General features: G+C 73.3%; 28 protein-coding genes. 14 read left to right on the top strand and 14 right to left on the bottom strand.

What is annotated here, in order from left to right; all coding sequences use genetic code 11:
• Positions 1–99 precede the first annotated feature (99 nt).
• Both IO30_RS0105460 and IO30_RS0105455 read left to right on the top strand, forming a co-directional pair.
• On the top strand, positions 100–633 hold the full coding sequence (locus IO30_RS0105460; protein WP_157853107.1) for a hypothetical protein: 534 nt from the start codon (positions 100–102) through the stop codon (positions 631–633).
• A 93-nt stretch (positions 634–726) separates the two neighbouring features.
• On the top strand, positions 727–1,224 hold the full coding sequence (locus IO30_RS0105455) for a GNAT family N-acetyltransferase (protein ID WP_031139815.1): 498 nt from the start codon (positions 727–729) through the stop codon (positions 1,222–1,224).
• A gap of 37 nt (positions 1,225–1,261) precedes the next feature.
• Here the strand turns inward: IO30_RS0105455 and IO30_RS0105450 are convergent, their stop codons facing one another.
• Positions 1,262–1,855, bottom strand: a complete 594-nt coding sequence (locus IO30_RS0105450) for a DinB family protein (protein ID WP_031139813.1) — start codon at positions 1,853–1,855, stop codon at positions 1,262–1,264.
• 286 nt (positions 1,856–2,141) lie between these two features.
• On the opposite strand from IO30_RS0105450, the gene IO30_RS0105440 reads away from it, so the two are divergent.
• The 3 genes from IO30_RS0105440 to IO30_RS0105430 all read left to right on the top strand — a co-directional run bounded on the left by IO30_RS0105440 (position 2,142) and on the right by IO30_RS0105430 (position 3,588).
• Entirely contained in the window at positions 2,142–2,669 is a 528-nt protein-coding gene (locus tag IO30_RS0105440) for a tetratricopeptide repeat protein (protein WP_031139811.1), read from the top strand.
• 50 nt (positions 2,670–2,719) lie between these two features.
• On the top strand, positions 2,720–3,037 hold the full coding sequence (locus tag IO30_RS0105435) for a hypothetical protein (RefSeq protein ID WP_031139810.1): 318 nt from the start codon (positions 2,720–2,722) through the stop codon (positions 3,035–3,037).
• 101 nt (positions 3,038–3,138) lie between these two features.
• Complete coding sequence (locus tag IO30_RS0105430; RefSeq protein ID WP_051858961.1) at positions 3,139–3,588, top strand: hypothetical protein; 450 nt, start codon at positions 3,139–3,141, stop codon at positions 3,586–3,588.
• A gap of 37 nt (positions 3,589–3,625) precedes the next feature.
• Here the strand turns inward: IO30_RS0105430 and IO30_RS0105425 are convergent, their stop codons facing one another.
• The 6 genes from IO30_RS0105425 to IO30_RS0105400 all read right to left on the bottom strand — a co-directional run bounded on the left by IO30_RS0105425 (position 3,626) and on the right by IO30_RS0105400 (position 8,051).
• A complete protein-coding gene (locus IO30_RS0105425) occupies positions 3,626–4,555 on the bottom strand; it encodes a 2-dehydropantoate 2-reductase (protein ID WP_031139806.1) in 930 nt (309 codons plus the stop codon).
• A 55-nt stretch (positions 4,556–4,610) separates the two neighbouring features.
• Positions 4,611–5,552, bottom strand: a complete 942-nt coding sequence (locus tag IO30_RS0105420) for a DMT family transporter (RefSeq protein ID WP_037893026.1) — start codon at positions 5,550–5,552, stop codon at positions 4,611–4,613.
• A 128-nt stretch (positions 5,553–5,680) separates the two neighbouring features.
• Complete coding sequence (locus IO30_RS0105415; RefSeq protein WP_234321551.1) at positions 5,681–6,415, bottom strand: ArsR/SmtB family transcription factor; 735 nt, start codon at positions 6,413–6,415, stop codon at positions 5,681–5,683.
• An 83-nt stretch (positions 6,416–6,498) separates the two neighbouring features.
• A complete protein-coding gene (locus IO30_RS0105410) occupies positions 6,499–7,065 on the bottom strand; it encodes a hypothetical protein (protein WP_237403345.1) in 567 nt (188 codons plus the stop codon).
• Between the two features lie 89 nt (positions 7,066–7,154).
• Entirely contained in the window at positions 7,155–7,409 is a 255-nt protein-coding gene (locus tag IO30_RS0105405; protein ID WP_031139799.1) for a DUF4404 family protein, read from the bottom strand.
• Positions 7,410–7,547: 138 nt separating this feature from the next.
• The gene (locus IO30_RS0105400; protein WP_031139797.1) at positions 7,548–8,051 is read right to left on the bottom strand and encodes a metallophosphoesterase family protein; all 504 of its coding nucleotides are present in this window, start codon (positions 8,049–8,051) and stop codon (positions 7,548–7,550) included.
• A gap of 184 nt (positions 8,052–8,235) precedes the next feature.
• On the opposite strand from IO30_RS0105400, the gene IO30_RS0105395 reads away from it, so the two are divergent.
• Both IO30_RS0105395 and IO30_RS0105390 read left to right on the top strand, forming a co-directional pair.
• Positions 8,236–9,072 (top strand): class I SAM-dependent methyltransferase, encoded by an 837-nt coding sequence (locus tag IO30_RS0105395; protein WP_031139795.1) that lies wholly within the window; start codon positions 8,236–8,238, stop codon positions 9,070–9,072.
• A 104-nt stretch (positions 9,073–9,176) separates the two neighbouring features.
• Complete coding sequence (locus IO30_RS0105390) at positions 9,177–10,148, top strand: zinc-binding dehydrogenase (RefSeq protein ID WP_031139793.1); 972 nt, start codon at positions 9,177–9,179, stop codon at positions 10,146–10,148.
• 13 nt (positions 10,149–10,161) lie between these two features.
• On the opposite strand, the gene dacB is transcribed toward IO30_RS0105390, so the two are convergent.
• Positions 10,162–11,832 carry a D-alanyl-D-alanine carboxypeptidase/D-alanyl-D-alanine endopeptidase gene (dacB, locus tag IO30_RS0105385; protein ID WP_237403344.1) on the bottom strand — a complete coding sequence of 557 codons (1,671 nt, stop codon included), beginning with the start codon at positions 11,830–11,832 and terminating at the stop codon, positions 10,162–10,164.
• A gap of 150 nt (positions 11,833–11,982) precedes the next feature.
• Positions 11,983–12,414, bottom strand: coding sequence for a pyridoxamine 5'-phosphate oxidase family protein (locus IO30_RS0105380; protein ID WP_031139789.1), 432 nt, complete (start codon positions 12,412–12,414; stop codon positions 11,983–11,985).
• A gap of 157 nt (positions 12,415–12,571) precedes the next feature.
• On the opposite strand from IO30_RS0105380, the gene IO30_RS0105375 reads away from it, so the two are divergent.
• The 4 genes from IO30_RS0105375 to IO30_RS0105360 all read left to right on the top strand — a co-directional run bounded on the left by IO30_RS0105375 (position 12,572) and on the right by IO30_RS0105360 (position 14,564).
• Positions 12,572–13,045 (top strand): carboxymuconolactone decarboxylase family protein, encoded by a 474-nt coding sequence (locus tag IO30_RS0105375; RefSeq protein ID WP_031139787.1) that lies wholly within the window; start codon positions 12,572–12,574, stop codon positions 13,043–13,045.
• 155 nt (positions 13,046–13,200) lie between these two features.
• Positions 13,201–13,782, top strand: coding sequence for a response regulator transcription factor (locus IO30_RS0105370; RefSeq protein ID WP_051901913.1), 582 nt, complete (start codon positions 13,201–13,203; stop codon positions 13,780–13,782).
• Positions 13,783–13,939: 157 nt separating this feature from the next.
• On the top strand, positions 13,940–14,215 hold the full coding sequence (locus IO30_RS0105365; protein WP_031139784.1) for a hypothetical protein: 276 nt from the start codon (positions 13,940–13,942) through the stop codon (positions 14,213–14,215).
• Between the two features lie 73 nt (positions 14,216–14,288).
• Positions 14,289–14,564, top strand: a complete 276-nt coding sequence (locus tag IO30_RS0105360; RefSeq protein ID WP_031139782.1) for a hypothetical protein — start codon at positions 14,289–14,291, stop codon at positions 14,562–14,564.
• On the opposite strand, the gene IO30_RS0105355 is transcribed toward IO30_RS0105360, so the two are convergent.
• The 4 genes from IO30_RS0105355 to IO30_RS0105340 form a co-directional block, all read right to left on the bottom strand.
• On the bottom strand, positions 14,561–15,664 hold the full coding sequence (locus IO30_RS0105355) for a substrate-binding domain-containing protein (protein ID WP_031139780.1): 1,104 nt from the start codon (positions 15,662–15,664) through the stop codon (positions 14,561–14,563). The two genes, IO30_RS0105360 and IO30_RS0105355, sit on opposite strands and share 4 nt — an antisense overlap.
• Before the next feature lie 106 nt (positions 15,665–15,770).
• Entirely contained in the window at positions 15,771–16,433 is a 663-nt protein-coding gene (locus IO30_RS0105350) for a methionine ABC transporter permease (protein ID WP_031139778.1), read from the bottom strand.
• Positions 16,430–17,446, bottom strand: a complete 1,017-nt coding sequence (locus tag IO30_RS0105345; RefSeq protein WP_037893022.1) for a methionine ABC transporter ATP-binding protein — start codon at positions 17,444–17,446, stop codon at positions 16,430–16,432. The genes IO30_RS0105350 and IO30_RS0105345 overlap by 4 nt, the downstream gene beginning before the upstream one ends.
• On the bottom strand, positions 17,443–18,330 hold the full coding sequence (locus IO30_RS0105340) for a MetQ/NlpA family ABC transporter substrate-binding protein (protein WP_031139775.1): 888 nt from the start codon (positions 18,328–18,330) through the stop codon (positions 17,443–17,445). The genes IO30_RS0105345 and IO30_RS0105340 overlap by 4 nt, the downstream gene beginning before the upstream one ends.
• A gap of 274 nt (positions 18,331–18,604) precedes the next feature.
• Here IO30_RS0105340 and IO30_RS0105335 point away from each other — a divergent pair, with 274 nt between their 5' ends.
• Complete coding sequence (locus tag IO30_RS0105335; protein WP_031139773.1) at positions 18,605–19,801, top strand: serine hydrolase domain-containing protein; 1,197 nt, start codon at positions 18,605–18,607, stop codon at positions 19,799–19,801.
• Positions 19,802–19,831: 30 nt separating this feature from the next.
• On the opposite strand, the gene IO30_RS0105330 is transcribed toward IO30_RS0105335, so the two are convergent.
• Positions 19,832–20,365, bottom strand: coding sequence for an AAA family ATPase (locus tag IO30_RS0105330; protein WP_031139771.1), 534 nt, complete (start codon positions 20,363–20,365; stop codon positions 19,832–19,834).
• A 196-nt stretch (positions 20,366–20,561) separates the two neighbouring features.
• Here IO30_RS0105330 and IO30_RS0105325 point away from each other — a divergent pair, with 196 nt between their 5' ends.
• Together IO30_RS0105325 and IO30_RS0105320 are read left to right on the top strand one after the other, a co-directional pair.
• Positions 20,562–22,076 carry a glutamate synthase subunit beta gene (locus IO30_RS0105325; protein ID WP_031139769.1) on the top strand — a complete coding sequence of 505 codons (1,515 nt, stop codon included), beginning with the start codon at positions 20,562–20,564 and terminating at the stop codon, positions 22,074–22,076.
• A gap of 43 nt (positions 22,077–22,119) precedes the next feature.
• The gene (locus IO30_RS0105320) at positions 22,120–22,557 is read left to right on the top strand and encodes a hypothetical protein (protein WP_031139767.1); all 438 of its coding nucleotides are present in this window, start codon (positions 22,120–22,122) and stop codon (positions 22,555–22,557) included.
• The last annotated feature ends 81 nt before the right edge of the window (positions 22,558–22,638 follow it).

Below are 22,638 nucleotides of genomic sequence, written 5' to 3'. Positions count from 1 at the left end.
CCGGCACGTTAGTCCGGGGCCCGAGCGCCGGCCAGCACACGGAACGGGTTGCGCGCAGCATCGGTTCCCGGCGCTCGGCCCGGAGGTCATAATTCCGCCATGAACATGATTGGATTGCGGCTGCTGCTCGCGACCGTGCTCGTCGGGTCCGCACTGAGCGGATGCGCCTTCCTCTCCCCGTTCACCTCCTGCAAGGGCACCGGGCCAGCGGTGGCGGAGCTCGATGAGCTGCCGGCGCTGGAACTGCACCCACCGGGGGCCACGCCCGTCGACGGCGGCGCGGCAGACGGAGCCACCTGCACCGACGACAGCGGGGACGCCTGGCTGACCGCGGACCGGCTCTACGTGTACGACGGGAGCGAGGTGGAGGTGGTGGCGTACTACGTACGGGAGATGGCGGCGGCGGGCTGGCACCCGGGGCCGAGGGTGGGGCCGGCGCCGCAGGGCCGGATCCCGGCCCCCTGCTTCGAATCCCCGGACCGGCCGAGCGTCAGGGTCATCTTCGAGTCACCCGCGGAGCTCCGCGAGTTCTACCAGGTGGACCCGGGCCCCGAGCCGACCGGCTCCGCCCCCCGCACCTGGTTCGTGCTCTCCGCCGAGGCCTCGCCCGACGGGTCGCGCATGGACTGCTGAGGGCTCGGAGCGCACCGGACGGCCGTCGGCGCCGAGGGCGTGCGTCCCGCCGAACTCCCCGCGCCGTGACGGGCATCCAGGTAGGTTGGCGGGATGATCGAGGTTCGACGCGCCGCCCCGTCCGACGGGGACGCACTCGGGGAGATCCACGCCGCAGCCTGGGAAGCGGTCTACGCACCCTTCTTCGCACCGGGGTTCGCCGGGCCCGCCGTACGGAGCAGACGGACCCGCTGGCACGCGCGGCTCGTGGAAGGGGAGGGGACGATCCTGCTCGCCGAACGCGACGGCAGACCCCTGGCCATGTCCTGGTCCCTCCCCTCGGCGACCCGCCCCGGCCTCGCCGAGATCTGCAGCTTCTTCGGCCATCCCGACGGGTGGGGGAGCGGCATCGCGGCCGCGCTCATGGCGCGGACGCTGACCGGACTGCGCGACGAAGGCTTCTCCCGCGTCCACCTCTGGACCTTGCGCGACACTCCCCAGTCCCGGCGCTTCTACGACAAGTCGGGGTTCACGGAGGCCGGCGCCACGCGTCCCCACGACTTCGGCGACGGGAACCCCCTCACCCAGGTCGAGTACGAACGCCCCCTCTGAAGCCGCCCCCGCTGCCCCCGGCGGTGTCAGCGGTGGGTCAGCCCTGCTGGGCTGCCCGCGCCACGCGCTCCAGTCGGCCCCGGTACTCCTCCCACCAGGCCTGATCCTCCGGCGGGATGCTGGAGTTGTCCTTCCGCATCCCCACGGCGCCGTCCACGAGCTCCCGTATGAGGTCGGCGTGACCGGCGTGCCGGTGGGTGTCGGCGATCACCCGGACCAGCACGTGGTGCAGCGTCACCTCCCGCTGTCCTTCCGGCCACCACGGGACATGGCCGGTCGCGCCGAGCGGGAGCGCGGCGACGGCGTCGTCCGTGTGGAGCCACGCCTGGCGGTACAGCCCGACTATCTGCTCCCGCGACTCGTCCGCCGTGGCCCACATGTCCGCGTTCGGTTCGGCGTCAGGTGCGAACCAGGACGGCGGCTCGTCGAAGAACGGCCGTCCGAAGGTGCTGCCGAAGTACCCCAGCTCCACACCGGCGACGTGTTTGACGAGCCCCAGCAGGTTCGTGCCCGTGGGCGTGTGGGGACGGCGGACGTCGTACTCCGAGAGCCCGTCCAGCTTCCACAACAAGGCGTCGCGCGCGTCCTGCAAATAGCGCAGCAGATCCGCCTTCTGTTCCGATTCGATCATGCCGGCCAGTCTGCCACCGGGCACGGACAGCCGCCGTCCCCGCGCAAGGCCGCCGGCCCCGGTGCGTGTCGTGGCCCCGATTCGGGGCAGGCGCGCCGTGAGGCCGCGGACGAGCCGCAGGCCCGGTCCCCGAGAACGGAGGGCTCCATCGTGAACTGGTCGGACGGAGCGGGCGTGCTGGCGGCCCCGGCATGGTTCCACCTGGTGGTGATGGGAGCGGCGCTCCTCGTCCTGATCCTCGACCTGGCCAAGGACTGAAACGCCCGAGGTCTGGGATCATGGACCCATGAGCGGACCCGTACGAGAACCCCGAGAGGCCGCGGACGATTCCCGGGACGCGCGCCTGGCCGAAGCCGTCCGCCTGCGCGAGCAAGGACACCACGAGCAGGCCCGGCACCGACTGCTCGCCCTCGCGGCCGACCGGCCCGAGGACGCAGAGGTGGCCTACCAGACCGCGTGGGTCCACGACGTGCTCGGCCTGGAAGCCGAGGCCGTCCCCTTCTACGAGTCCAGCCTCCGCGGCGGCCTGTCACCGCAGGACCGCCGCGACGCGTTGCTCGGCCTCGGAAGCACCTACCGCGTGCTCGGGCAGTACGAGAAGGCGGTCAGCACCCTGCGGCTCGGCCTCGGCGAGTTCCCCGGGGACGGAGCCCTGCAGACCTTCCTCTCGATGGCCCTGTTCAACACCGGCCACCACCACGAATCCATGGAGCTCCTGCTGAAGCTCCTCGCCGCCACCAGCGGGGACCCGGGCATCGGCCGGTACCGCCGGGCGATCGAGCACTACGCCGGGGACCTGGACGAAACGGTCTGACACGTGCGCGCGCGGCCTTCCGCGCGCGCGATCCGAAGGAGGAACCACCTGTGACCGCCTACGTCATCACCGTACCCGGCACCTTCGTCCACGAGGTCCCGGCCGCCACCCGCGCCGAGTTGGCGCGCAGGCTGCGCCCCCAGGACCCCGCACGCTCGGACCTGGGCGAGGTGGAGGAACTGGACCTGCTCTCCGTCAACGAGGACGGCACGTTCTGCCTCCGCCTGGAGGTGGAGGCCGCGGATCGCGCGGGAGCGCAGGACGCGGCTCTGGGCCTCGTGGCCACGGCCCTGAAGGAATCGGGCCTCTCGGAGCAGGACGCGCCGCTGGGACCGGCGATCGTCACCGGGATCGACAGCACCGGCTGACACCGCTCCCCGGCACGGCCGACCGGGGCGCCCCCTTTTCGGGCGGCGGAGCGTGGGTAGCCGGGCCGGGACGGCGAAGACACCGAGAGCGAGGAGCCGCAGTGATCACTCAGGAGCAGTTGTCGGAACTGGCCGGGTTCGGGGCCTCCACGGAACGCGGCCTGCACATCGGGGCCGTGGAGTACGTACTGGTGGACGACACCACCGGAAGGCCCGAATGGGTCCGCATCGTCGACCGCGCCTCCGGCCTGGGCGGGGTCTTCATCCCCCTGCGCCACGCGGAACTGATCGGCGAACGCCTGGTGGTGCCCTACCCCGTGGCGCTGATCGAGGAGGCCCCCTGCGCCGCGGTGGAGTGCGGGAGCGTGCTCTCCGTGGCGCAGGAGGCCCAGCTGTTCCGGCACTACGGCCTCCGGGACCCCCGCGACGAGGTCAATGCGGAGAACGGCGCGGGCTGGGCCCCGATGGACCGGGCCGAGGCCATCCGGGAAGGCACGGAAGGCCGGGAGGACGAGGTCACGCGCCTGAGGCGGGTACCGTCCGGCGCGTAGGCGGCCCGCGGCCACGGACCGCCTGCGCGCGGCAGGCCTACGGGCGTCCCGCGGCCAGCCGGTGCTCGTGGACGCGCAGGTGGAGGGCGGCGAGGTCCAGCAGCGGAGTGGCCACGCCCAGCGCGCGGGCGCGGAGGGTGAGGTCGGTCAGGACGTGGTCGGCCTCCGTGGGCGCTCCGGCGGCGAGGTCGCGGTAGAGGGACGGCGTGAGCGGGGAGCCGGAGGCCGTGACGGTCGCCGTGGTGAAGGCCAGGTCGGCCTCGGGCACCGGGTGACCGGCGGCCGCAGCCACCGCGGCGGCCTCGGCGAGCAGGGACGGCCCGAGGGCCGCCCCGCCCGGGACGGCGTTGACCTCACCCACGGTGCCGCGCATCAGGCAGGTCAGGGCGACCAGGGTGGAGATGAACACCCACTTGTGCCACATGGCCGCCACGATGTCCTCGGTCGCCGGTGAGTCGATGCCCGCGCCGGCCAGGGCCGTACGGATCGCTTCCACGCGGGCCGAAGGACGCCCGTCGGTCTCACCGGTCAGGATGACCGCGGGCGGGGCCATGCGCAGGACGTCACCCTCCTCGTTCAGGGTGGTGACCACCTTCGCGACCCCGCCGAGGACCGCCCCCGCCCCGAACCGGCCGACGAGCACGTCGAGATGGGCGATCCCGTTGAGCAGGGGCACGACGGCGGTGTCCGGGCCGACGGCGGCCTCGACGTCGGCCACCGCCGCGTGCAGGGCGGTCGCCTTGACCGACAGCAGGACCAGGTCGTACGGCCCGTCCGGGGCGTCGGACGTGACCAGGTCCGGCGTGATGTGCAGGCTCTCGCCCTGACCCTCCACGCGCAGGCCCCGGGCGGCCAGGGCCTTGGCGCGGGCCGGCCGGACCAGGAAGGAGACGTCATGGCCCGCCTGCGCGAGACGGGCGCCGAAGAAGCCGCCGACGGCGCCGGCGCCGACCGTGAGGATCCTCATGAGGGGTTGCCTTTCGTGGGAGGGGGCGTGTTCCGCGGACGGCAGGACGTCCGGATCATGTCCGGCCCGCGGGCGACGGGGTGTCGTCGGCCGGAGTGCGGGCGGAGCGCGGGCGGTACCGGGACACGGCCACTCCGGCCAGGCAGAGCACGCCGCCGAGCAGCGTCAGCCAGGCGGGCACCTCGCCCAGGAAGGCCCAGCTCATCAGGACGACGATGGCGGGGACGGCATAGGTCGTCGCGCCCAGCCGGCCGACGGGCATCCGGGCCAGGGCGTAGGTCCAGGTGGTGAAGGCGAGGGCGGTCGGCACCACGCCCAGGTAGACCATGTTCAGCGTCGCGGACAGGGGCGCCTTCGGAAGTTCGGAGGCCAGCTGTCCCGCGAAGGGGAGGCACACCACGGCTCCGGTCAGGCAGCTGTAGGCGGTGATCTGCAGCGGGTTGCCGAAGGAGAGCGCGGGCTTCTGAGCGATGACCCCGGTCGCGTAGGCCACCGCCGCGAGCAGGCAGAGCGCGACCCCCAGCAGAGAGGTGCTGCCGCCGTCACCCGAGGACATGGACAGGCCCACGACCACGGCTCCGACGAAGGAGACGCCCATCCCCGCCAGCAGCCGCGGCGGCAGGGCCTCGCCGAGCAGCCGGGCCGCGAGGAGCGCCATGAGGATCGGGCCGGTGTTCACGAGCAGGGAGGCCGTGCCCGCGTCGACGAGACGTTCGCCCCAGTTCAGGGCGACGGTGTAGCCGCCGAACCAGACCACGCCGGAGATCAGGATCCCGCGCCAGGCCGCACGGGGCGGCAGCCCCTGGCGCCGGACCAGGAGCAGGACGGCGAGCACCACCGAGGCGGCCAGCAACCGGCCGAGGGCCAGGGCCCCGGGTGAATAGGCGGCTCCCGCGCTGCGGATGGAGACGAAGGCGGACGCCCAGGCGAACACCGTGAAGGAGACGGCGCCGACGGTGAGGACGCCGGGCGGGAGGAGACTCGAGCGGAACGTCATGGGGTCACCCTACGGCAGAACACTTCGGCAGTCACCGAAGTATTTTTCGCGGGGGCCGGTACGGATGGCGGCCTCCGTCCGGCCGCGGCCCGGCCTCCGCCCTGCCCCCACGTCTCCTCAGAGACGCCCTAACGCCACGCATCCGCGGTGATCCCCAGCAACTCCCCGAAGGCCCGTTCGCCGGCCGGCGTGACCTCCAGTGCCCGCCCGCCCCCGGCAGGCCGTACCACCCACTCCTCGTCCAGCGCCCGCGCGCACAGCCGGGCCCCGGAGACGCCTCCCAGATGGCGCCGCCGCTCCGTCCAGTCCAGGCAGGAACTCGCCAGCGGCCTGCGTCCCTCCTGGACGAGGCTGATGCCGGCCTCGGCACACCAGGCCCGGCCGGCCTCCGTCAGGTCGAACACGTCCTCGGTGCGCAGCAGTCCGCGCCGCTCCATCGCATCGGTCACCGCCATGCCCAGCCGCCCCGCGAAGTGGTCGTAGCAGGTGCGGGCGCGCACCAGCGGGTCCGGCGCGGCGACCACGGGCACCGCGTGCGCGGCGTCCCGGTCCGGGATCGCGTACGAGGCCAGTTCGTCGACGAGCCGCGCCGTCGCGGCGTCGGCGATCCGTACGTAACTGTGGCGGCCTTGCCGCTCGGTCACGCACAGCCCCGCCTCGATCAGCCGGGACAGGTGCCCGCTGACGGTGGACGGTGCGACCGCGGTGATCCGGGCCAGCTCGCCCGCGGTCCAGGCGCGCCCCTCCAGCAGCGTCATGCAGATGGCGGCCCGCGTCTCGTCGGCCAGGGCCGAGGCGAAGGCGGCGAGGCGCGCGGCAGGGGCGAGTCCGTCCGCAGGCATACCGGAATGCAACTCGTTCATGCCTCCAGAATGCCTCATGACTTCGGCGAGCGGCGAATGGTTGCGGGGCCCCCGCCCAGCTGTCTCCGGCGCCGACGGGCCGTTCAGTGCCCTGCGGCCGCCTTGACCACGGCGACGGCCAGGCCGATCGCGGCGTCGAGGAGGCCGGCCAGCACGGCGACGGCCCAGCCGCTGCCCATGCGGACTCCGCCGTACCAGCCCCAGCCGAACAGGCTGGTGACGCTCACCCCGGCCGCCGCGTACAGGGCGGTCGTCAGCTCCATCACGCCCAGGGCGGCCGAGCCGATCAGGACCAGCGGGCCCACGGCGGACAGCAGCAGCGGGCTGCTGACCCACAGCATGCGGCGCAGCACGCGGCCGGAAGCGACCCGGCCGTGGACCACGCGGTGGGCCTGCTGGTCCGCGACGAGCGTCGCCAGCCACAGACCGACGGCGGCGGTCACCACCGTCGCAGCGGCCCCGGGGGCGTCGGCGTGCTCCGAGACGGCCAGGCCGATCACCACGGAGATCATGGTGATGGTTGCGTACAGCCGTTCCTTCAGCCGGTCGGTGGCGGCCTGCACGTCCTGGCCGGGCGCGGCGGCCGTGGCATCGCCCCGCTCGGGCCCGGACGCGGCCGGTCCGGTGTCCGCGGTGTCCTCGTGGCCCATGGCGTCACCCTAGTGAGGCGGGCCCGGGAATCGGCGGCAGCGGGCGGCGGCGTCGCGGGTGATCCCGCCGCCCTTCACCCCGCGGGGGCTCAGATGCCGATGTTGGCCAGGCTGACGGCGATGTTGCGCAGGGCCGCGGACAGGGCGGGGTGGTGCACCTCGAACCGTTCGGCGGCGTGGTTCAGCGACTCCGCCGCACCGGGGTCGGGCGCGGCGCGGTCCGCCTCCAGCCGGTCCAGCAGGGACCCCAGGTGTTCGCGTTCCTGCGGGGAGAGGCCCGGCCCGGTCGTCCGCAGCTGTGCGCGCAGGGCTTCCAGTTGCTCGTCCGTCGTGTGGTCCGACACCGCATCTCCTCGGTAGCTCGCCGCCGGTACCCCAGGGCCGGTCCCTCGTGGCGGATACGGGCCACCTGCCCCGTTCCCAGGTCCGTACGCGCGGTCCGTACGCGTGCCTCGTACGCACGGCGGTGCGGAGCCGTCGCCTCAGGGCCTCGGCGGCAGCCGGTGCAGGGTGGTCCGCAGCAGCACGCCGTCCTCGACGGTCAGCGTCAGGAAGGTGTGGTGGGGCTGGCGCCGCCGGTCGGTCGGCGACCCGGGATTGAGCAGGCGCAGCCCGCCCGGAGCCGTGGAGTCCCACGGGATGTGACTGTGGCCGAACACCAGCACGTCCACCTCGGGAAACCGCGTGGCGCAGCGCCGTTCCCGCCCGGCGGCCGGGCCGGTCTCGTGGACGACCGCGAAGCGCAGGCCGCCGAGTTCGGCGCGGGCCACCTCGGGCAGCCTGCGGCGCAGGGCGGGCCCGTCGTTGTTGCCGTACACGCCGATCAGGCGGCGCGACCTCGACTCCAGCAGGTCGAGGGTGGCTTCGTCGGTCCAGTCCCCGGCGTGGATCACCGCGTCGGCCTCGTCGACGGCCGCCAGCAGGGCTTCCGGCAGGCGCGCGGCGCGGGCGGGCACGTGCGTGTCGGAGGTCAGCAGCAGCCGCATGCGTCTCACCGTAGGCGCCGCGCACCGGTTCCGCGCCGTCCCACCCCGTGTCGCACCGGTGGGACGCGGACCCGTACCCGATGCGGGGCCGCTGGGCGGGCCATCTGTCGTGACGGGCCCGCGCAGGCCACACTGGTGACGTCGGGTCAGCATGCTTCCTGGTGCAAGCGGAGGTGGTGGGGCGTTGTCTGACGAGCCTGCAGAGCAGTCCGTTCCGGTCGTACGGCCCGAGGTGTGGGAGACGTACGGACCAGCCGATCTCAGCGCGGTGCCGGTGTTCGCCGGAGGGTTCATCAACTTCGGCTACTGGCAGTCCGTCGACCTCGAACGGCCGCTGTCGCAGGGCGACCGGGTCCGCAGCGAGCAGGACCTGTACCGGCACGTCCTCGACGCGGCCGGGCCGGGGGGCGGCCGCGCCGTGGAGATCGGCTGCGGTCTCGGTCTCGGGTGCGCCCTCGCACTGGAGGAGTACGGGCCGACGGTGATCACCGGGGTGGACATCCATCCCCAGCAGCTCCAGCGGGCCCGGGTGGCGAACGCCGGGCTCCTCGGCGCGCAGCCGGACCGGCTGCGCTTCGTCCTGGGAGCCGCGGAGAGCCTGCCGTTCGGCGACGGGGAGTTCGACTGCCTGTACAGCGTCGAGGCCGCCCAGCACTTCCCGGACCTGTCGGCGTTCGCCCGGGAGACGGCGCGCGTCCTGCGGCCCGGCGGGCGGGTGGCGGTCGCGAGCTTCTTCACGGCCGACGGCTCCGCCGCGCACGCCGAGCGGCTCGCGGGACTGCTGGACTCGTTCGCGAGCGGCCTGGACATCGCCCGGCCCGTGTCCCGGCTCGCCGACGCCTTCGCCGAGGCCGGTCTCGTGGACGTCAGGACCAGCTCGATCGGCCCGCAGGTGTGGCCCGGCTGGGACCGCTGGCTCGCCCGCCTCTGGGAACCGGGCACCTGGCCCCGCAACTTCCTGGCCGCCTGGGAACAGCAGATCCTGGACTACTACCTGATCACCGCCACCCGTTCCTCATAGTGTGGCCGGCCGCTCAAGATCGCTTGACCTCGACCGCACTTGACGTCCGAGACTCTCCACATGGGCGCCGGAGAGTCCGGGTGCCCGGTGGAGGGGTGAGTGCCATGCGTGCAACACAGGCGATCGGGTTCGGCGGTCCGGACGTACTTGTTCCGGCGGAGCTGCCCGACCCGGTGGCGGGTCCGGGGCAGGTGCTCGTCTCCGTCGCCGCCGTCGACACGATCTTCGTGGACACCCAGGTGCGCAGAGGCTGGGGCCGTGAATTCTTCCCGGTGGCCCCGCCCTACGTACCGGGCGGCGGCATAGCGGGAACCGTCCGCGCGACCGGCGAGGGCGTGGACCCGGCGTGGACCGGCCGCCGCGTCGTCGCGTCCGTCGGCATCAGCGGCGGCTACGCGGAGCTGGCCCTGGCCCCTGCCGAGGCCCTCGCCGCAGTCCCGGACGAGGTCTCCTTCACCGACGCGGCGGCCCTCGTGCACGACGGGGTGACCTCCGCCAGGCTGCTGGAGACCACGGGCCTGGGGCCCGGTGAGCAGGTGCTGATCCTCGGCGCCTCGGGCGGGATGGGCACCGTACTGGTGCAACTGGCGAAGGCGGCGGGCGCACGGGTCGTCGGCGTGGCACGCGGCGAACGCAAGACGGCCCTGGTACGGGAGCTGGGCGCCGACGCCGTCGTCGACGCGGCCCGCCCCGACTGGGTGGAGCAGGCCCGCGGGGCGCTCGGAGCCGCGGGCGCGGACGTGGTGCTGGACGGGGTGGGCGGCGAGGTCGGCCTGGCCGCCTTCCCCCTGGTCGCGACGGGCGGCCGGTTCTCGGCCCACGGCGCCCCGACGGGCGGCTTCGCCGCCGTGGACCCGCAGGACGCGCAGGCCCGCGGCATCCGCCTGCTCGGCATCGCGGACGTCCAGCTGACCGACACGGAGCACGCCGGACTCGCCACGCGCGCCCTGCGGGCGGCGGCCGAGGGCCTCCTGCGCCCGGTGATCGGGGCCACCTTCCCCCTGGAGCGCGCGGCAGAGGCGCACGGGGCGATCGAGTCCCGGGAGCTGCTGGGCAAGACGGTGATCACGGTCTGAGCCGCACCGCGCCTCACGGTGAGGACGAGGCCGGGGACGACTCCTGGAGGTAGGCGGCGATCATGGCGAGGTCGTTGGCGATCGCCAGCACCTCGGTGGGGTCGGCGGTCGGGGTGGAAGCGCCGTTGACGCCCGCGTAGAAGGTGTCGAACCGGCCGCCGCCCTTGTCCAGGTACCCGGCGATCGTGATGGCCCCGACGGCCAGCCGGTCGTTCAGGGCGTCCCCGCCGACGGCCGCGCCGGTCTTGGCGAAGACCTTCCCGCGCGCCGGGCAGCTGCGGCAGTTCTCGGCGAGCAGACCGTCGACGCCGAGGATGGGCAGTGCCTCCCGGAACAGGCGTGCGTCGGGCGTGCGCTGCCAGTACGCCAGCATCTGCACCAGCGCCCGGGGCGTGACCCGGTCGGCGGGGTTGCCGCCCCGGCCGTCCATGAGCTGCGCCTGCTCGCGGTCGACGCCCGCCCGGTCGAGGAAGTCCGCGAGCACCGGGAAGCCTTCCTCGCACTGGTTGCTCCGGGCCGTGACGGCCATCAGGCAGATGCCGAGGTTGGCGCCCAGGTTGTGGCTGACCTTGAGGATCAGCTTGGCGTACTGGGCGTACGGCGGGGAGGTGTACGCGGCCACCCGCTCCCGGCCCTCGTAGTCCTGCGGCAGCCGTCCGACCGGGTTGGGGCCCGCCGGATCGGCGGCAACCTGCACCCCGGCCCGTTCCAGCGCCTCGATCAGCGCGGCGCGGCCGAACGCGGCCGGATCGGCGATGGGGGAGGTGCGCAGCAGCGGCTCGGCGTCCGCCGCGATCGTCCCCGACAGGCGGATGCGCGTGCCGCCTTCGGTGGCCGTCACCGTCACCGCGGTCGGCTTCCCGGCCGCCACGGTCTTCACCGCGGAAGTGACCTCGTACGGGGCGACCTTCGGCCGCCAGTCCAGCCGCGCGTCCTTGCCGGGGCCGTCCCCGGGGCTGGTCTTCAGGTCGATCAGGTTGTCGTTGATGATCAGGGGCGTCGGGGTGGGCACGAGGACCGGGTCGGGAAGGAAGAGCCGGCTGTCGACGATCACGTCGCCGTCGAGGCGGGTGATGCCGGAGTCGCGCACCTGCCGGGCGAGCTGGTCGATCCCGGCGAGGGGGTTCTCGGGGGTGAGGGTCGCGCCGGGGAAGTCGTTGGCGTAGGTGTGGTCGAGATCGGTGTACGCGACCGTGCCGTCGGGACGCGTCCGGCCGCCCATGGTGAGGTCGCCCTGGGCGACGAGGTCGAGGTCGCCGGTCAGCGTGGCGCCGTCGCGCTCGCCGACCGCGTAGAGCGGGGTGACGAAGCGGTGGTCCGAGCCGAGGGTCTGCCACGGACCCGAGACGCTGAGCAGTTTGGCGGTGGAGCCGGGGATGAAGAACTGCCCGGGGAACAGGCCGTGCACCACGCGCCCGTCCTCCGGCTCGGTCTGCAGCAGGCCCCACTGGGCATGGGCGTAGTCCGGCTTCCGCATGATCTCCGCGATGCGCGGGTCGAGCCGGCCCAGCTCCTCGGCTCCGGCCACGGTCCCGTCCCCGGATGCCGGGGGAAGGGGAGAGGGCGACGGGGAGGGTGTATCAGCACCCGCCGCCGTACCGGAGGCCAGCGTCACGAACAGCAGCGCGGCGCAGGCGGCGGCCGCAGTGCGCCGTAGCGATGTGGCATGGATCGGACTGCTCACAGCGCGCTCCGTTCCTCGCGGCTGTCTCCTCCCGAGGCCTGGGAACAGCGTGGCACGCCCGGATCGGGCCTGCACGTCCCGCGCCGGACCCGGCTTCAGGGCAGGTGCCCCGCGATCTCGGACGGGCCCGGCCCGGGAGCACCCCGGCTGTCAGACCTGGCCGAGGTCCGAGCTCAGCCAGTGCTCGGGACGCATGTGGATCACGACCTGCTCGCCGTGGTCCTTCCAGGCGAAGTCGACGTACCCCGCCACCTTGTCGGCGGGGAGGTAGCGCGCCGCGAGCTCGGTGAGCAGTTCCCGGGTGGCCGGTACGGTCGAGAGGACCGAGCCCTCCACCGAGACGTACCGGATCGTGGGCTCCACCCGGTCCACCAGGAGGCTGAAGCGGCCCGCGGCCGCGATCAGCGCGGCCTTGCGCGAAGCGCGGCCCGTCATGATCCATACGTCGCCGCCGGGCGCGTACTGGTACCAGATCGGCACCGTCAGCGGTGCACGGGCGCCCTCCGCATCGGCGCTCACCGCCAGTGCGGCGATATGGGGCTCGGCCAGGAACTGCTCGCGTTCGTCGGGGGAGAGGGCCACCGTTCGCTCCTTCGTCGGAAGAGACCTAGTACCGCTGTAACCCGCTCCTGCCCCGGCCGGTTCCCGGCATCACCCGTCCGGCCCACGGCCGTCTTGTCACGTTTCCGCGGACTGTCCGGTCAAGGATGTGCACCGTCGGAACGGCAAGGAGACCGTCATGGAAGCCCGTCTCAACCTCTACGGCAACGCGATCGCCCTCAAGTTCGCGAAGCAGATCAACTCGGCAGGCAAGGTCATCTCGGACTCGGCGCTGCCGGCCGCGACCCAGGAGCTGGTGAAGATCCGGGCCAGCCAGATCAACGGCTGCGGCTTCTGCACGGACATGCACACCAAGGATGCCGCGCACGCCGGGGAGACCTCGGTGCGGCTCCACCTGGTCGCGGCCTGGCGCGAGGCCAAGGTGTTCACCCCCGCCGAACGGGCGGCCCTGGAGCTGGCGGAGCAGGGCACGCGCATCGCCGATGCGGCCGGCGGGGTCACGGACGAGGCCTGGGCGGAGGCCGCCAAGTACTACGACGAGGAGCAGCTGGCCGCACTCGTGTGCCTCATTGCCCTCATCAACACCTACAACCGTGCGAACGTGATCGTCCAGCAGCCCGCCGGGGACTACCTGCCGGGCCAGTTCGGCTGAGCACGGCCGGGCCTCGCAGGGCCCGGGACGGTCTGCCGGGCAGGCACCACCCCGGGCCCTGTGCCCCTTTTGCGGTAATCTGTCCGCGCTGCCGGTCCGGTCTCCCGAGGCCGGACGGGCGCTGACCGCGGGAGAGGCGGCCCTCATGGTGATCGGTGATCAACGTCCTGATCGCCGACGACAGTGAGATCGTCCGCCGCGGTCTGGGCGACGTCCTCGCCTCCGCAGCAGACATCCACGTGGTCGCCCAGGCCTGGGACGGCCGCAGCGCCGTGGACGCCGCGCGGCAGGTCAACCCCGACGTGGCGCTCCTCGACATCCGCATGCCCGGCATGGACGGCCTGGCCGCCACCCGTGAGCTCAGGGCGCTGCCGGTACCCCCGCGCGTATTGATCCTCACCATGTTCGCGGAGGACGAGTACGTGGGGGAGGCGGTCCGGGCGGGCGCCAGCGGGTTCCTCCTCAAGGACACGCCGCCGGAGGAACTGCTCCGCTCCGTACGGCTCGTCGCCGCGGGCCAGGCGATCCTCGACCCGACCGTGACCGAACGCGTGCTGGCCCAGCTCGCCCAGCACTCCGTCCGGCTGACGGCACAGGAGCAACAGGCCCTGGACGCCCTGACCGACCGGGAGCGGGAAGTGCTCGGGCTCGTCGGCCAGGGCCTGTCGAACGCGGCGATCGGCGAGGTGCTCCACGTCGAAGGCCCAGCGGGTGCGTGCGGCAGTGGGCTGCTCTAGCGTCGAAGGAGGGGGAAAGCCCTGCCGAGCCGGTCCGGTGCGGGGGCCCGGGCCCGGTGGCCGTACGACGGCCGCGGGCGCTCGGCGCCCTACCCACGCGGATCCGGCACCACCGGGTTCCGGGCCGCACGACGATCCCGGAGAGCAGGTGCGTCCCATGCGCACGTCGACCCGAATCGCAGGAGTCCTCACCGGCCTGACGCTCGCACTCGGTGGCGCGGCCCTCACTGCCCCGACCGCCCACGCCGACGTCACGGCCTGCATCAACCAGGTCGAGCGGGAGCTGCAGGGCGGCGAGGCCCCGGACTCCGTCCGGATGGCGTGTTACGTCGGGCTGACCGGCGAGCACGAGCAGTGCGTGACCGGCCTGACCAAGGGCAGCGGTGTGACCAACGGGACCGCGGTGACCGCCTGCAAGGTCGCTCCCGAGTAGCCGTCACTCCCGAACGGGCCCGGCGAGCCCACGGACCGGGCCCGATCGCCGACCCCGAGAGCTGGTGCGTCCCATGCGCACGTCATCACGCCTCGCCGGTGTCCTCACCGGCCTGACCCTCATGCTCGGCGGCGCCGCCCTCGCCGCCCCCGGCGTACAGGCGGACATCCCCGCCTGTACGAGCATGGCCGGGCAGACGGGCACCGAAGTCACCGACGCCGTCAGGACCGCGTGCACGCGCGGTGTCTCCGGCGACCTCCAGGGCTGCGTGACCGGACTGACCGCGGCCGGCGTACCGGGCGGCGCCGCGAACGGCGCCTGCCGCGCGGCGGCCCACGAGCCGCGCTAGAACGCGGTCCGGGTGCCGCAGGACTTGCGGACCTTCAGCCGGGGCAGCAGCTGCACGTGCGAGCTCTCGGCCCCGGCGTTCTCCAGGCGGCGGAGCAGGAGCTTCACGGCGGATTCTCCGATCGCGCGCTTGGCGGGCCCGACCGAGGTGAGGGGCACGTCGGCGAGTTCGGCCAGCTCGTCGTCGTAGCAGACGATCGAGAAGTCCTGGGGCACGTGCAGCCCGCGCGCCGTCAGCCGCCTCAGCAGCTCGATGGCATCCGAGTCCGTGTGCACGATCGCTGCCCGCACGCCTTCGGAGTCGACGAGGTCGAGCAGGCGGTCGACGTGCCGTTCGACGGAATCACCCGGCCCGGCCCCGACGCCCGCGCGGGGGGACAGGTCGTCCTCGGGAAGGCCGAGGGAGCCGACCGCTGCCCGGTACCCGCGGCGCAGGGCCGGCCACGTGTGCGTGCTGCGGGACAGCAGGGCTATGCGGCGGTGGCCGAGCGCCGCCAGGTGGCGGACGGCTGCCGCGGCTCCGTCCGCGTGGGCGGAGTTCACCCGGTCGATCTCCGCTCCGGGCGAGCCCGTCGGTACGCGGCGCTCCACGAGTACGGCGGGGACCGGCAGGTCCGCGAGCTCCCGGAGGTCGTCGGCAGCCGGACCGTCCACATCCCAACTGGGCGTGAGGAGGAGGCCGGTGGCGCCCGCCTCGACGAGCGTGCGGATCCGTGCCGCGTCCTGGTCCCTGCGGTAGTCGGTGGCGGCGACGAGGAGCCGCGCACCGATGGCGGCGGCGGCGTGCCGGGCCCCGCGGATGACGGACGGATAGAAGTACCCGACCGCGGGGACGACCATCCCCAGCACGAGACCGCACTCCGCCGCCCGGGGCGCCTCGCGCGCCAGCCGGGTCTCGCGCGGGGTCAGCCGGGCCGTCGGCCACAGCGCCAGCCCGTGCAGCCTTCGTACGAGGCCCGCGTCGCAGAGCGCCGCGACGTCGCGCCGTGCGGTCTCGACGGAGATGCCGAGCGCGGCCGCCAGGTCGTGGACCCGCACGCTCCCTTGTTCCCGTACGAGCCGCAGCACCCGCTTGTGCCGCTCGTCCACGCTCTGACGCATGGTCTTCCTCCTGACGGCCCGGGTTCGCCGTGCCCTGGGCACAGCCTGTACCGCAGGTGCACGGCAGGCCAACCTGCTGGTCCAAGTCGTGACCGAAGTGACGTCGTCAGCGACGGAGCACCTTGCGGGACACCACGTTGCCCAGCAGCTGGGCGGACTGGACGAGCACGATCAGGATGACGACCGTCACCACCATCACCGAGGTGTCGAAGCGCAAGTACCCGTAGGTCATCGCCAGGTTGCCCACGCCGCCCCCACCGACCGTGCCGGCCACCGCCGAGAAGTCGATCAGCGCGACCAGCATGAAGGTCAGGCCGAGGACCAGCGGTCCGAGCGCCTCCGGGACGAGTACCGTGAGCAGGATCCGCAGCGGGCTCGCGCCCATGGAGCGGGCCGCCTCGATGACGCCGGGTTCGACGGACAGCAGGTTGGACTCCACGATCCGGGCGACCCCGAAGGTCGCGACGACCGTCATCGGGAAGATCGCGGCGTTCGTGCCGATCATCGTGCCGACCACCCCGCGGGTGACCGGGGCGAGCGCGACGATCGCGATGATGAACGGGACCGGCCGGATGATGTTGATGAGCGTGCCCAGCACCGCGTGGACGAGCCGGTTGGGCAGCACTCCGCCCTTGCGCGTCGCGTACAGGGTGAGCCCCACCGCCAGCCCGCAGACGGTGGACAGCGCGAGGGTGATCAGCACCATGTAGACGGTCTCGCCGGTGGCGTCGAGGACCTTGGGCCAGAACGTGCTCCAGTCCGCCTTCATCGCGCACCCGCTTGCGCGCGGTCGTCCGTGGACAGGGCGGCGACGACGGCCTCGACGGCACGGGCCTCGCCGCGCAGCTCCAGGGTCACGCTGCCCAGCGGGCGGCCCCGCACCTCGGCGACGCCTCCGTGGACGAGCGTGAAATCGACCCCGTGGACGCGCAGGAGCTGCGAAAGCCCGTCCAGGGCGGGGCTGCCGTCGGCGACGGGCAGGGTGAGGAGGCGGCCGGGGTGGCGGGCGCGCAGTTGCTCCAGGAGCGCGGTGTCCGGGGCGCTGTGCTGCGCGGAGCGGACGAAGGCGGCCGTGGTCGCGTGGCGGGGCCGCGCGAAGACCTCGTAGACCTCGCCGCTCTCGACCACCTTGCCGTCCTCCATGACCGCGACGCGGTCGCACAGGGTGCGTACGACCTCCATCTCGTGGGTGATGAGCAGGATCGTGACGCCCAGCTCGCGGTTGACGCGGCGCAGCAGGGCCAGGACCTCGCCGGTGGTCTGCGGGTCGAGGGCGGAGGTCGCCTCGTCGCACAGCAGGACCTTCGGGCGGGTGGCGAGCGCGCGGGCGATGCCGACGCGCTGGCGCTGGCCGCCCGAGAGCTGTTCGGGGTAGCGCTTCCCGTGGCCGGAGAGACCGACGAAGTCCAGCGTCTCCTCGGCGCGGGCCAGGGCTGCCGCGCGGTCGAACCCGGCGAGCCGCAGTGGGTAGAGCACGTTCCCGAGGACGGTGCGCGAGCGGAAGAGGTTGAACTGCTGGAAGATCATGCCGATTTCGCGGCGTACGGGGCGCAGCCGGCGTTCGCCCAGGGCGCCGATGTCCTGGCCGTCCACCAGGACGCTGCCGGACGTGGGCTCCTCCAGGCCGTTCACCAGCCGCAGCAGGGTGGACTTGCCCGCGCCGCTGTGGCCGACCACGCCGAAGACGGTGCCGGCCTCGACGGAGAGGGTGACGCCGTCGACGGCGCGCGCTCCGCCGGGGAACTCCTTGCCGACGTCGCGCAGTTCCACTGCGGCGGTCATCGCGCCAGCTGCTTCTGGATGCGGACGACCTCGGCCTGGAGGTCGGCGGCGGGCAGCTCGATGTGGTGGGCGGTGCCGTTGCTGGTGCGGCGGACCTCTTCCTGTACGACGGGGGAGGCGTAGAGCTCGACGATCTTCCGGAAGTCCGCGTCGTCCTTACGGTCCGCGCGGGCCGCGATGACGTTGAGGTAGGGCACGGACTGCGGGCTCGCGGGGTCGTCCTTGAACAGGGCGGTGTCGGCGTCGATGCCGGCGAGTTCGGCGACCCCGTCGTTGATGATCGCCGCGTCCGTGTCCTTGAGGGTGCGGGGAGTCTGCTGGGCGTTGACCGGGGTGAGCTTGACGTGCCGCGGGTTGGCTGTGATGTCGTCGGGGGTGGCGAAGAGCCCGGCGTCCTTGCGCAGTTCGAGGAGCTCGGCCTGTTCCAGGACGCGCAGGGCGCGGCCCTGGTTGGCGGGGTCGTTGGGCAGGGCGATCTCGGCCCGCTCGGGGAGGTCCGCGAGCTGCTTGTGCTTGCTGGAGTAGAGGCCGAGGGGGACCACGGTGGTCGCGGCGATGGGGGCGATGTCGGTCTTGTTCTCGGTGTTCGACTGCGCGAGGAAGACCAGGTGCTGGAAGGCGTTGAGCTCGATGTCGCCGGCGCTGAGGGCCTTGTTGGGGAGCGAGTAGTCGTCGAACACGACCGTCTCCACGGTGATGCCCTCCTTCTTGGCCTCCTTGGCGAGGACGTCCCATTCGGGGGAGTCGCCGGAGACGCCGACCCGGATGCGGTGGGCGTCGTCACCGCCGCCGAGTCCGCAGCCGGAGACGAGGAGTCCGAGGGCGGTGACGGTGGCGACGGAAGCGGCGAGCAGGGTACGTCGGCGCGGCAGTGCAGAAATCATCGTGTGATCCATGTGCAGAGGAGGAACTCAGAGAAGGGATGCATGGATCGTAGATCGAAATCGTTATATGACCTTCGAATAAGAGGTTCTGTTCATGACTCTGCAATGAATAGAAGGAAATGGGGTGGGGTGCGCGAGGGGCCTCCCCCGGAGGGGCGCCCGTCAGGGCTGGATGGGCCACGGTCGGACGGCGCGCGGCCGTGTCACCGCCGCCGTCGCCGCGGCCCCTGCCATCGTGGGCCACCGCGTTCCGTCTTCCCCGGGAGGTACCTCCGTGTCCCCACGCCCGTACGGCCGCCGAGCCCGCCGGATCCGCCCGTCGCTGCGCCTGGCCGCCGCCACCGCCCTGTGCGGCGCGCTCCTCGCCGCCGCGGTGCAGCCCGCGCAGGCCGGCGAGGACCGCAACCCGCCGCGCAGGGACGCCCTCCAGCAGGAGCTGCGGGCCCTGGTGGATGCGCCCGGCGGCCCGCCCGGCGTCATCGCGGTCCTGCGCGACGGCGACCGTACGCAGGTCTACCGGGCCGGTGTGGCCGACATCGAGAGCGGGCGGCCGCCGAGGGCGACCGACCACATGCGGATCGCCAGTGTCGCCAAGGCCTTCAGCGGAGCGGTGGCCCTGCAGCTCGTCGACCGGGGCCGGCTCCGCCTGGACGACACCATCGGCAAGGTGCTGCCCGCCCTGCCGTCCGCGTGGCACCGGGTGACGCTGCGTCAACTGCTGAACCACACCAGCGGACTGCCCGACTACTCGGCGTCCCAGGAGTTCATCGACATCATCTCCGCGGACCCCCGCCACCGCTTCGACTCGCGGCGCCTCCTGGACTTCGTCGCCGAGGAGGGCCTCGAATTCCGCCCGGGCAAGCGCTACCAGTACTCCAACTCCGACAACATCGCCGTCGCCCTGATGGCCGAGGCCGTCACCGGAAACCGGTACGAGAGCCTGCTGCGCGAGCTCGTCTACGAGCCCCTGGGCCTGGACGCCACCAGCCTGCCCCAGGGCTACCGGCTGCCCACGCCCTTCCTCCACGGCTACCAGATCGACCCGGAGGAAGGACCCGTCGACGTCAGCGAGGCCGTCAGTGCCTCCGGAGCCTGGGCCTCCGGCGGAATCGTGTCCACGCCGAAGGACCTGACCGCCTTCATCCGGGGCTACGCGGGCGGCGCGCTCCTCTCCGACCGCACCCGCGACCAGCAGTTCCGGTTCATCCCCGGCGCCCTGTCCCAGCCCCCCGGCCCCGGCCGTACGGAGGCCGGCCTGGCCATCTTCCGCTTCACCACGCGCTGCGGCGCGGTCTACGGCCACACCGGCAACACGCTCGGCTACACGCAACTGGCGGCGGCCACCGCGGACGGCCGGCGCTCGCTGACCTTCTCGATCAGCACGCAGACGGCGCTCGGCGTCAACCCCGACCTGCTCGCCCAGGTCCGCGACGTCCAGGAGGACTTCGTCTGCGCCCTGCTGCGCAAGTGAACCCGGCCACCGGGCGGGGCGCGCGTGCCGTCAGAGCTCCCGCGGGGGCAGGCCGTCCAGCCCGGTGTCGCGCAGGATCCGCCCGACGGTGTCCTCCAGGGAGCTCGCGGCGCCGATGACGGTCTCGGCGCCGCCGGGCAGCAGGTCGAGCGGCCGGTACCAGGAGCTCAGTTCGCCCGCGGAGACCTCGTCGGCGATCGGCTTGGTGGCGTGCCGGGCGAGGGTCACCTCGAACGGCACGTCCAGGTAGTAGCCGCGGGTCGGACCGCGGTGGTCGGCGCGCAGCCGCGCGAGCATGCCGCCGTAGTGACCGGCCTGCAGGATGCCCTCGACGACGACGTGGTAGCCCGCGTCGAGGGCGTAGCGCGCCACGGTGTCGATCAGGCCGATGTTCGAGGCGTCCGGCCGGTCGCGTTCGCGCAGCACCACACGGCGCAGGTGGTCCTGGCCGACCAGGGCCAGCCCGCGGCCGAACCGCTCGCGCAGACCCGCCGCGACCGAAGACTTGCCCGAGGCGCTGTTCCCGCGCAGGACGACGAGCCGGGTGTCCGGCGTACCCACCATCACGCCGGCAACGCTACCGGCACGGGGCGCCGCCCACGGGCCGGCCGTCACCTTCCGCAGTCGTCCGCTCACCGCGATCCCCTCGCGCAGGGCGATGCCGCACCGACGGCGTAATCTGGTCGGACCGCCACAGAATGCGCGCGCGAGGGACCGTGCGCGCCGTGCACCCCGCCCAGAACGATCAGGGAGGCGGCGCGTGACCGATCCGTTCGGCTTCCTCAGGATCCCCCGCGAGGCCGTCCCGGCCCGTCCCGTCGAGGAGAGGCTCGGCGACTGGCACGAGGTCCACGCGGGCCGGGCGCTGCTGCCGCTCGTCTCCCGGCAGGCCGACCGCTGCATGGACTGCGGCATCCCCTTCTGCCACAACGGCTGCCCCCTGGGGAACCTCATCCCCGAGTGGAACGCGTACGCCGCGCACGAGGACTGGAGCGCCGCCTACGAGCGGCTGCACGCGACCAACAACTTCCCGGAGGTCACCGGCCGGCTCTGCCCGGCCCCCTGCGAGGACGCCTGCGTCCTCACGATCAACGCGGACCCGGTGACCATCAAGAACGTCGAGCAGACGATCGCGGACGAGGGCCTGCGGCGCGGCTGGCTGAGACCGCAGCCGCCGGAGCAGACCGGTACGAAGACGGTGGCCGTCATAGGTTCCGGACCGGCCGGACTGGCCGCGGCGCAGCAGCTGACCCGGGCCGGGCACCGGGTCACCGTCCACGAGCGGGCCGACCGCATCGGCGGACTGCTGCGCTACGGAATCCCCGAGTTCAAGATGGAGAAGGTGCACCTGGACCGGCGGATCGAGCAGATGCGGGCCGAGGGCACCGAGTTCGTCACGGGTACGGACGTCGGCGGCGGCCCCGGCGCGGACGCCGCCGAGCTGCGCGACCGGTGCGACGCCGTGATCGTCGCCGTCGGGGCCGGCGAACGCCGGGAGTTGCCGGTCCCCGGCCGCGCCCTGCTCGGCATCCACCAGGCCATGGAGTACCTGACCTGCGCCAACCGCGTCCAGCAGGGTGACTACGCGGCATCTCCCGTCACCGCCGAGGGCAGGCACGTCGTCATCGTGGGCGGTGGGGACACCGGCTCCGACTGCCTCGGTACGGCCCTGCGGCAGGGTGCGCTCTCCGTGGTCCAGCTCGACATCAACCCCGAGCCCGGCGCGGCCCGCACCGAGGGCGAGCCCTGGCCCGTCTATCCCAAGGTCTACCGGATCTCCCACGCCCACGAGGAGGCCCGCGGGCGCGCGGGCCGCGACCCCCGGCTGTTCTCCAGCGCCACCCTGCACTTCGAGGGGGACGCCGCGGGCCGGGTACGGGCGCTGCGGCTGACCGCCGTCGAACCGGTGGACCGCGGCCCGCTGGCCGGCACCGAGCGCGTGATGCCCGCCGGCCTGGTGCTGCTGGCCCTCGGCTTCTCGGGCCCCGAACGGGCGGGGGGCCTGCGCGGCCAACTGGGGCTGGAGCTCGACGACCGCGGCACCTTCGCACGGGACGCCGGCTTCGCGGCCACCGGCGGGCGGGCGCCGGGAGTGTTCGTCGCGGGCGACGCCGGCCGGGGGCAGTCGCTGGTGGTGTGGGCCATCGCCGAGGGCCGGGCGGCCGCCGCCGCGGTGGACCGCTACCTGACCGGCTCCACGTGCCTGCCTGCCCCCGTCGCCGCCCACGACCAGCCGATGTCGGCGCTGGGGCGGATGCGTTACGGAGATCACTAGCCGGCGGGAGGGCCGCAGCGGTGTGTGGCGCTAATCTGCCGCTGTGACGGATGACGAAGACCGCATACTGGCGGACGCGCTCGGCGCGGTGGGGGCGATGGGCGGCGGGAGCGGCGGCCGGACCGGCGCCACGTTCGCGGCGAAGCGCCTGAAGAAGAACGTGCACGAGGTCCCCCTGACGCTGGCGGCTCCCCTGGACGCGGCCGCGCAGCACGTGGCGGGCGTCCTGGCCCGGCTCGGGAACCTGCTGGGCACCGGCGGCGGCGCGGAGCCGGACGCGCAGCGGACGGTACGGGCCGTGGTCGGGGGCGGGTTCGGGAACATGAACCCGGTCGTCGTCACGGTGACGCTGACCGCTGCCGGGCCGCAGAGCACCGAGGTGTGCGTCCGGGGCGCGGCCAAGGAAGGGCTCATCAAGCAGCGGGCGGGCGAGAAGACGGCGCGGCAGGTCGCCGCCCTGCTGGCCGGCCCGCAGCACTGACACGGTGGGCGGGCGGGCCGAGGAGGCGCTCCCCGGGCCCCGCCGTCCGGCCGGGCTCGCGGTGCTGATCCGGCCTGACCG

The organism is Streptomyces xanthophaeus (genome assembly GCF_000725805.1).
GTDB lineage: Bacteria > Actinomycetota > Actinomycetes > Streptomycetales > Streptomycetaceae > Streptomyces > Streptomyces xanthophaeus.
The sequence above is the reverse complement of the archived record's forward strand: the minus strand, read 5'-3'. Positions and strand labels throughout refer to the sequence as shown.

Coding starts and splice junctions, on each gene's coding strand:
- IO30_RS0105460 (WP_157853107.1), top strand. CDS start 100: ATGAACATGATTGGATTGCGGCTGCTGCTCGCGACCGTGCTCGTCGGG.
- IO30_RS0105455 (WP_031139815.1), top strand. CDS start 727: ATGATCGAGGTTCGACGCGCCGCCCCGTCCGACGGGGACGCACTCGGG.
- IO30_RS0105450 (WP_031139813.1), bottom strand. CDS start 1,855: ATGATCGAATCGGAACAGAAGGCGGATCTGCTGCGCTATTTGCAGGAC.
- IO30_RS0105440 (WP_031139811.1), top strand. CDS start 2,142: ATGAGCGGACCCGTACGAGAACCCCGAGAGGCCGCGGACGATTCCCGG.
- IO30_RS0105425 (WP_031139806.1), bottom strand. CDS start 4,555: ATGAGGATCCTCACGGTCGGCGCCGGCGCCGTCGGCGGCTTCTTCGGC.
- IO30_RS0105420 (WP_037893026.1), bottom strand. CDS start 5,552: ATGACGTTCCGCTCGAGTCTCCTCCCGCCCGGCGTCCTCACCGTCGGC.
- IO30_RS0105415 (WP_234321551.1), bottom strand. CDS start 6,415: ATGAACGAGTTGCATTCCGGTATGCCTGCGGACGGACTCGCCCCTGCC.
- IO30_RS0105410 (WP_237403345.1), bottom strand. CDS start 7,065: ATGGGCCACGAGGACACCGCGGACACCGGACCGGCCGCGTCCGGGCCC.
- IO30_RS0105400 (WP_031139797.1), bottom strand. CDS start 8,051: ATGCGGCTGCTGCTGACCTCCGACACGCACGTGCCCGCCCGCGCCGCG.
- IO30_RS0105390 (WP_031139793.1), top strand. CDS start 9,177: ATGCGTGCAACACAGGCGATCGGGTTCGGCGGTCCGGACGTACTTGTT.
- IO30_RS0105375 (WP_031139787.1), top strand. CDS start 12,572: ATGGAAGCCCGTCTCAACCTCTACGGCAACGCGATCGCCCTCAAGTTC.
- IO30_RS0105365 (WP_031139784.1), top strand. CDS start 13,940: ATGCGCACGTCGACCCGAATCGCAGGAGTCCTCACCGGCCTGACGCTC.
- IO30_RS0105360 (WP_031139782.1), top strand. CDS start 14,289: ATGCGCACGTCATCACGCCTCGCCGGTGTCCTCACCGGCCTGACCCTC.
- IO30_RS0105355 (WP_031139780.1), bottom strand. CDS start 15,664: ATGCGTCAGAGCGTGGACGAGCGGCACAAGCGGGTGCTGCGGCTCGTA.
- IO30_RS0105350 (WP_031139778.1), bottom strand. CDS start 16,433: ATGAAGGCGGACTGGAGCACGTTCTGGCCCAAGGTCCTCGACGCCACC.
- IO30_RS0105345 (WP_037893022.1), bottom strand. CDS start 17,446: ATGACCGCCGCAGTGGAACTGCGCGACGTCGGCAAGGAGTTCCCCGGC.
- IO30_RS0105340 (WP_031139775.1), bottom strand. CDS start 18,330: ATGATTTCTGCACTGCCGCGCCGACGTACCCTGCTCGCCGCTTCCGTC.
- IO30_RS0105330 (WP_031139771.1), bottom strand. CDS start 20,365: ATGGTGGGTACGCCGGACACCCGGCTCGTCGTCCTGCGCGGGAACAGC.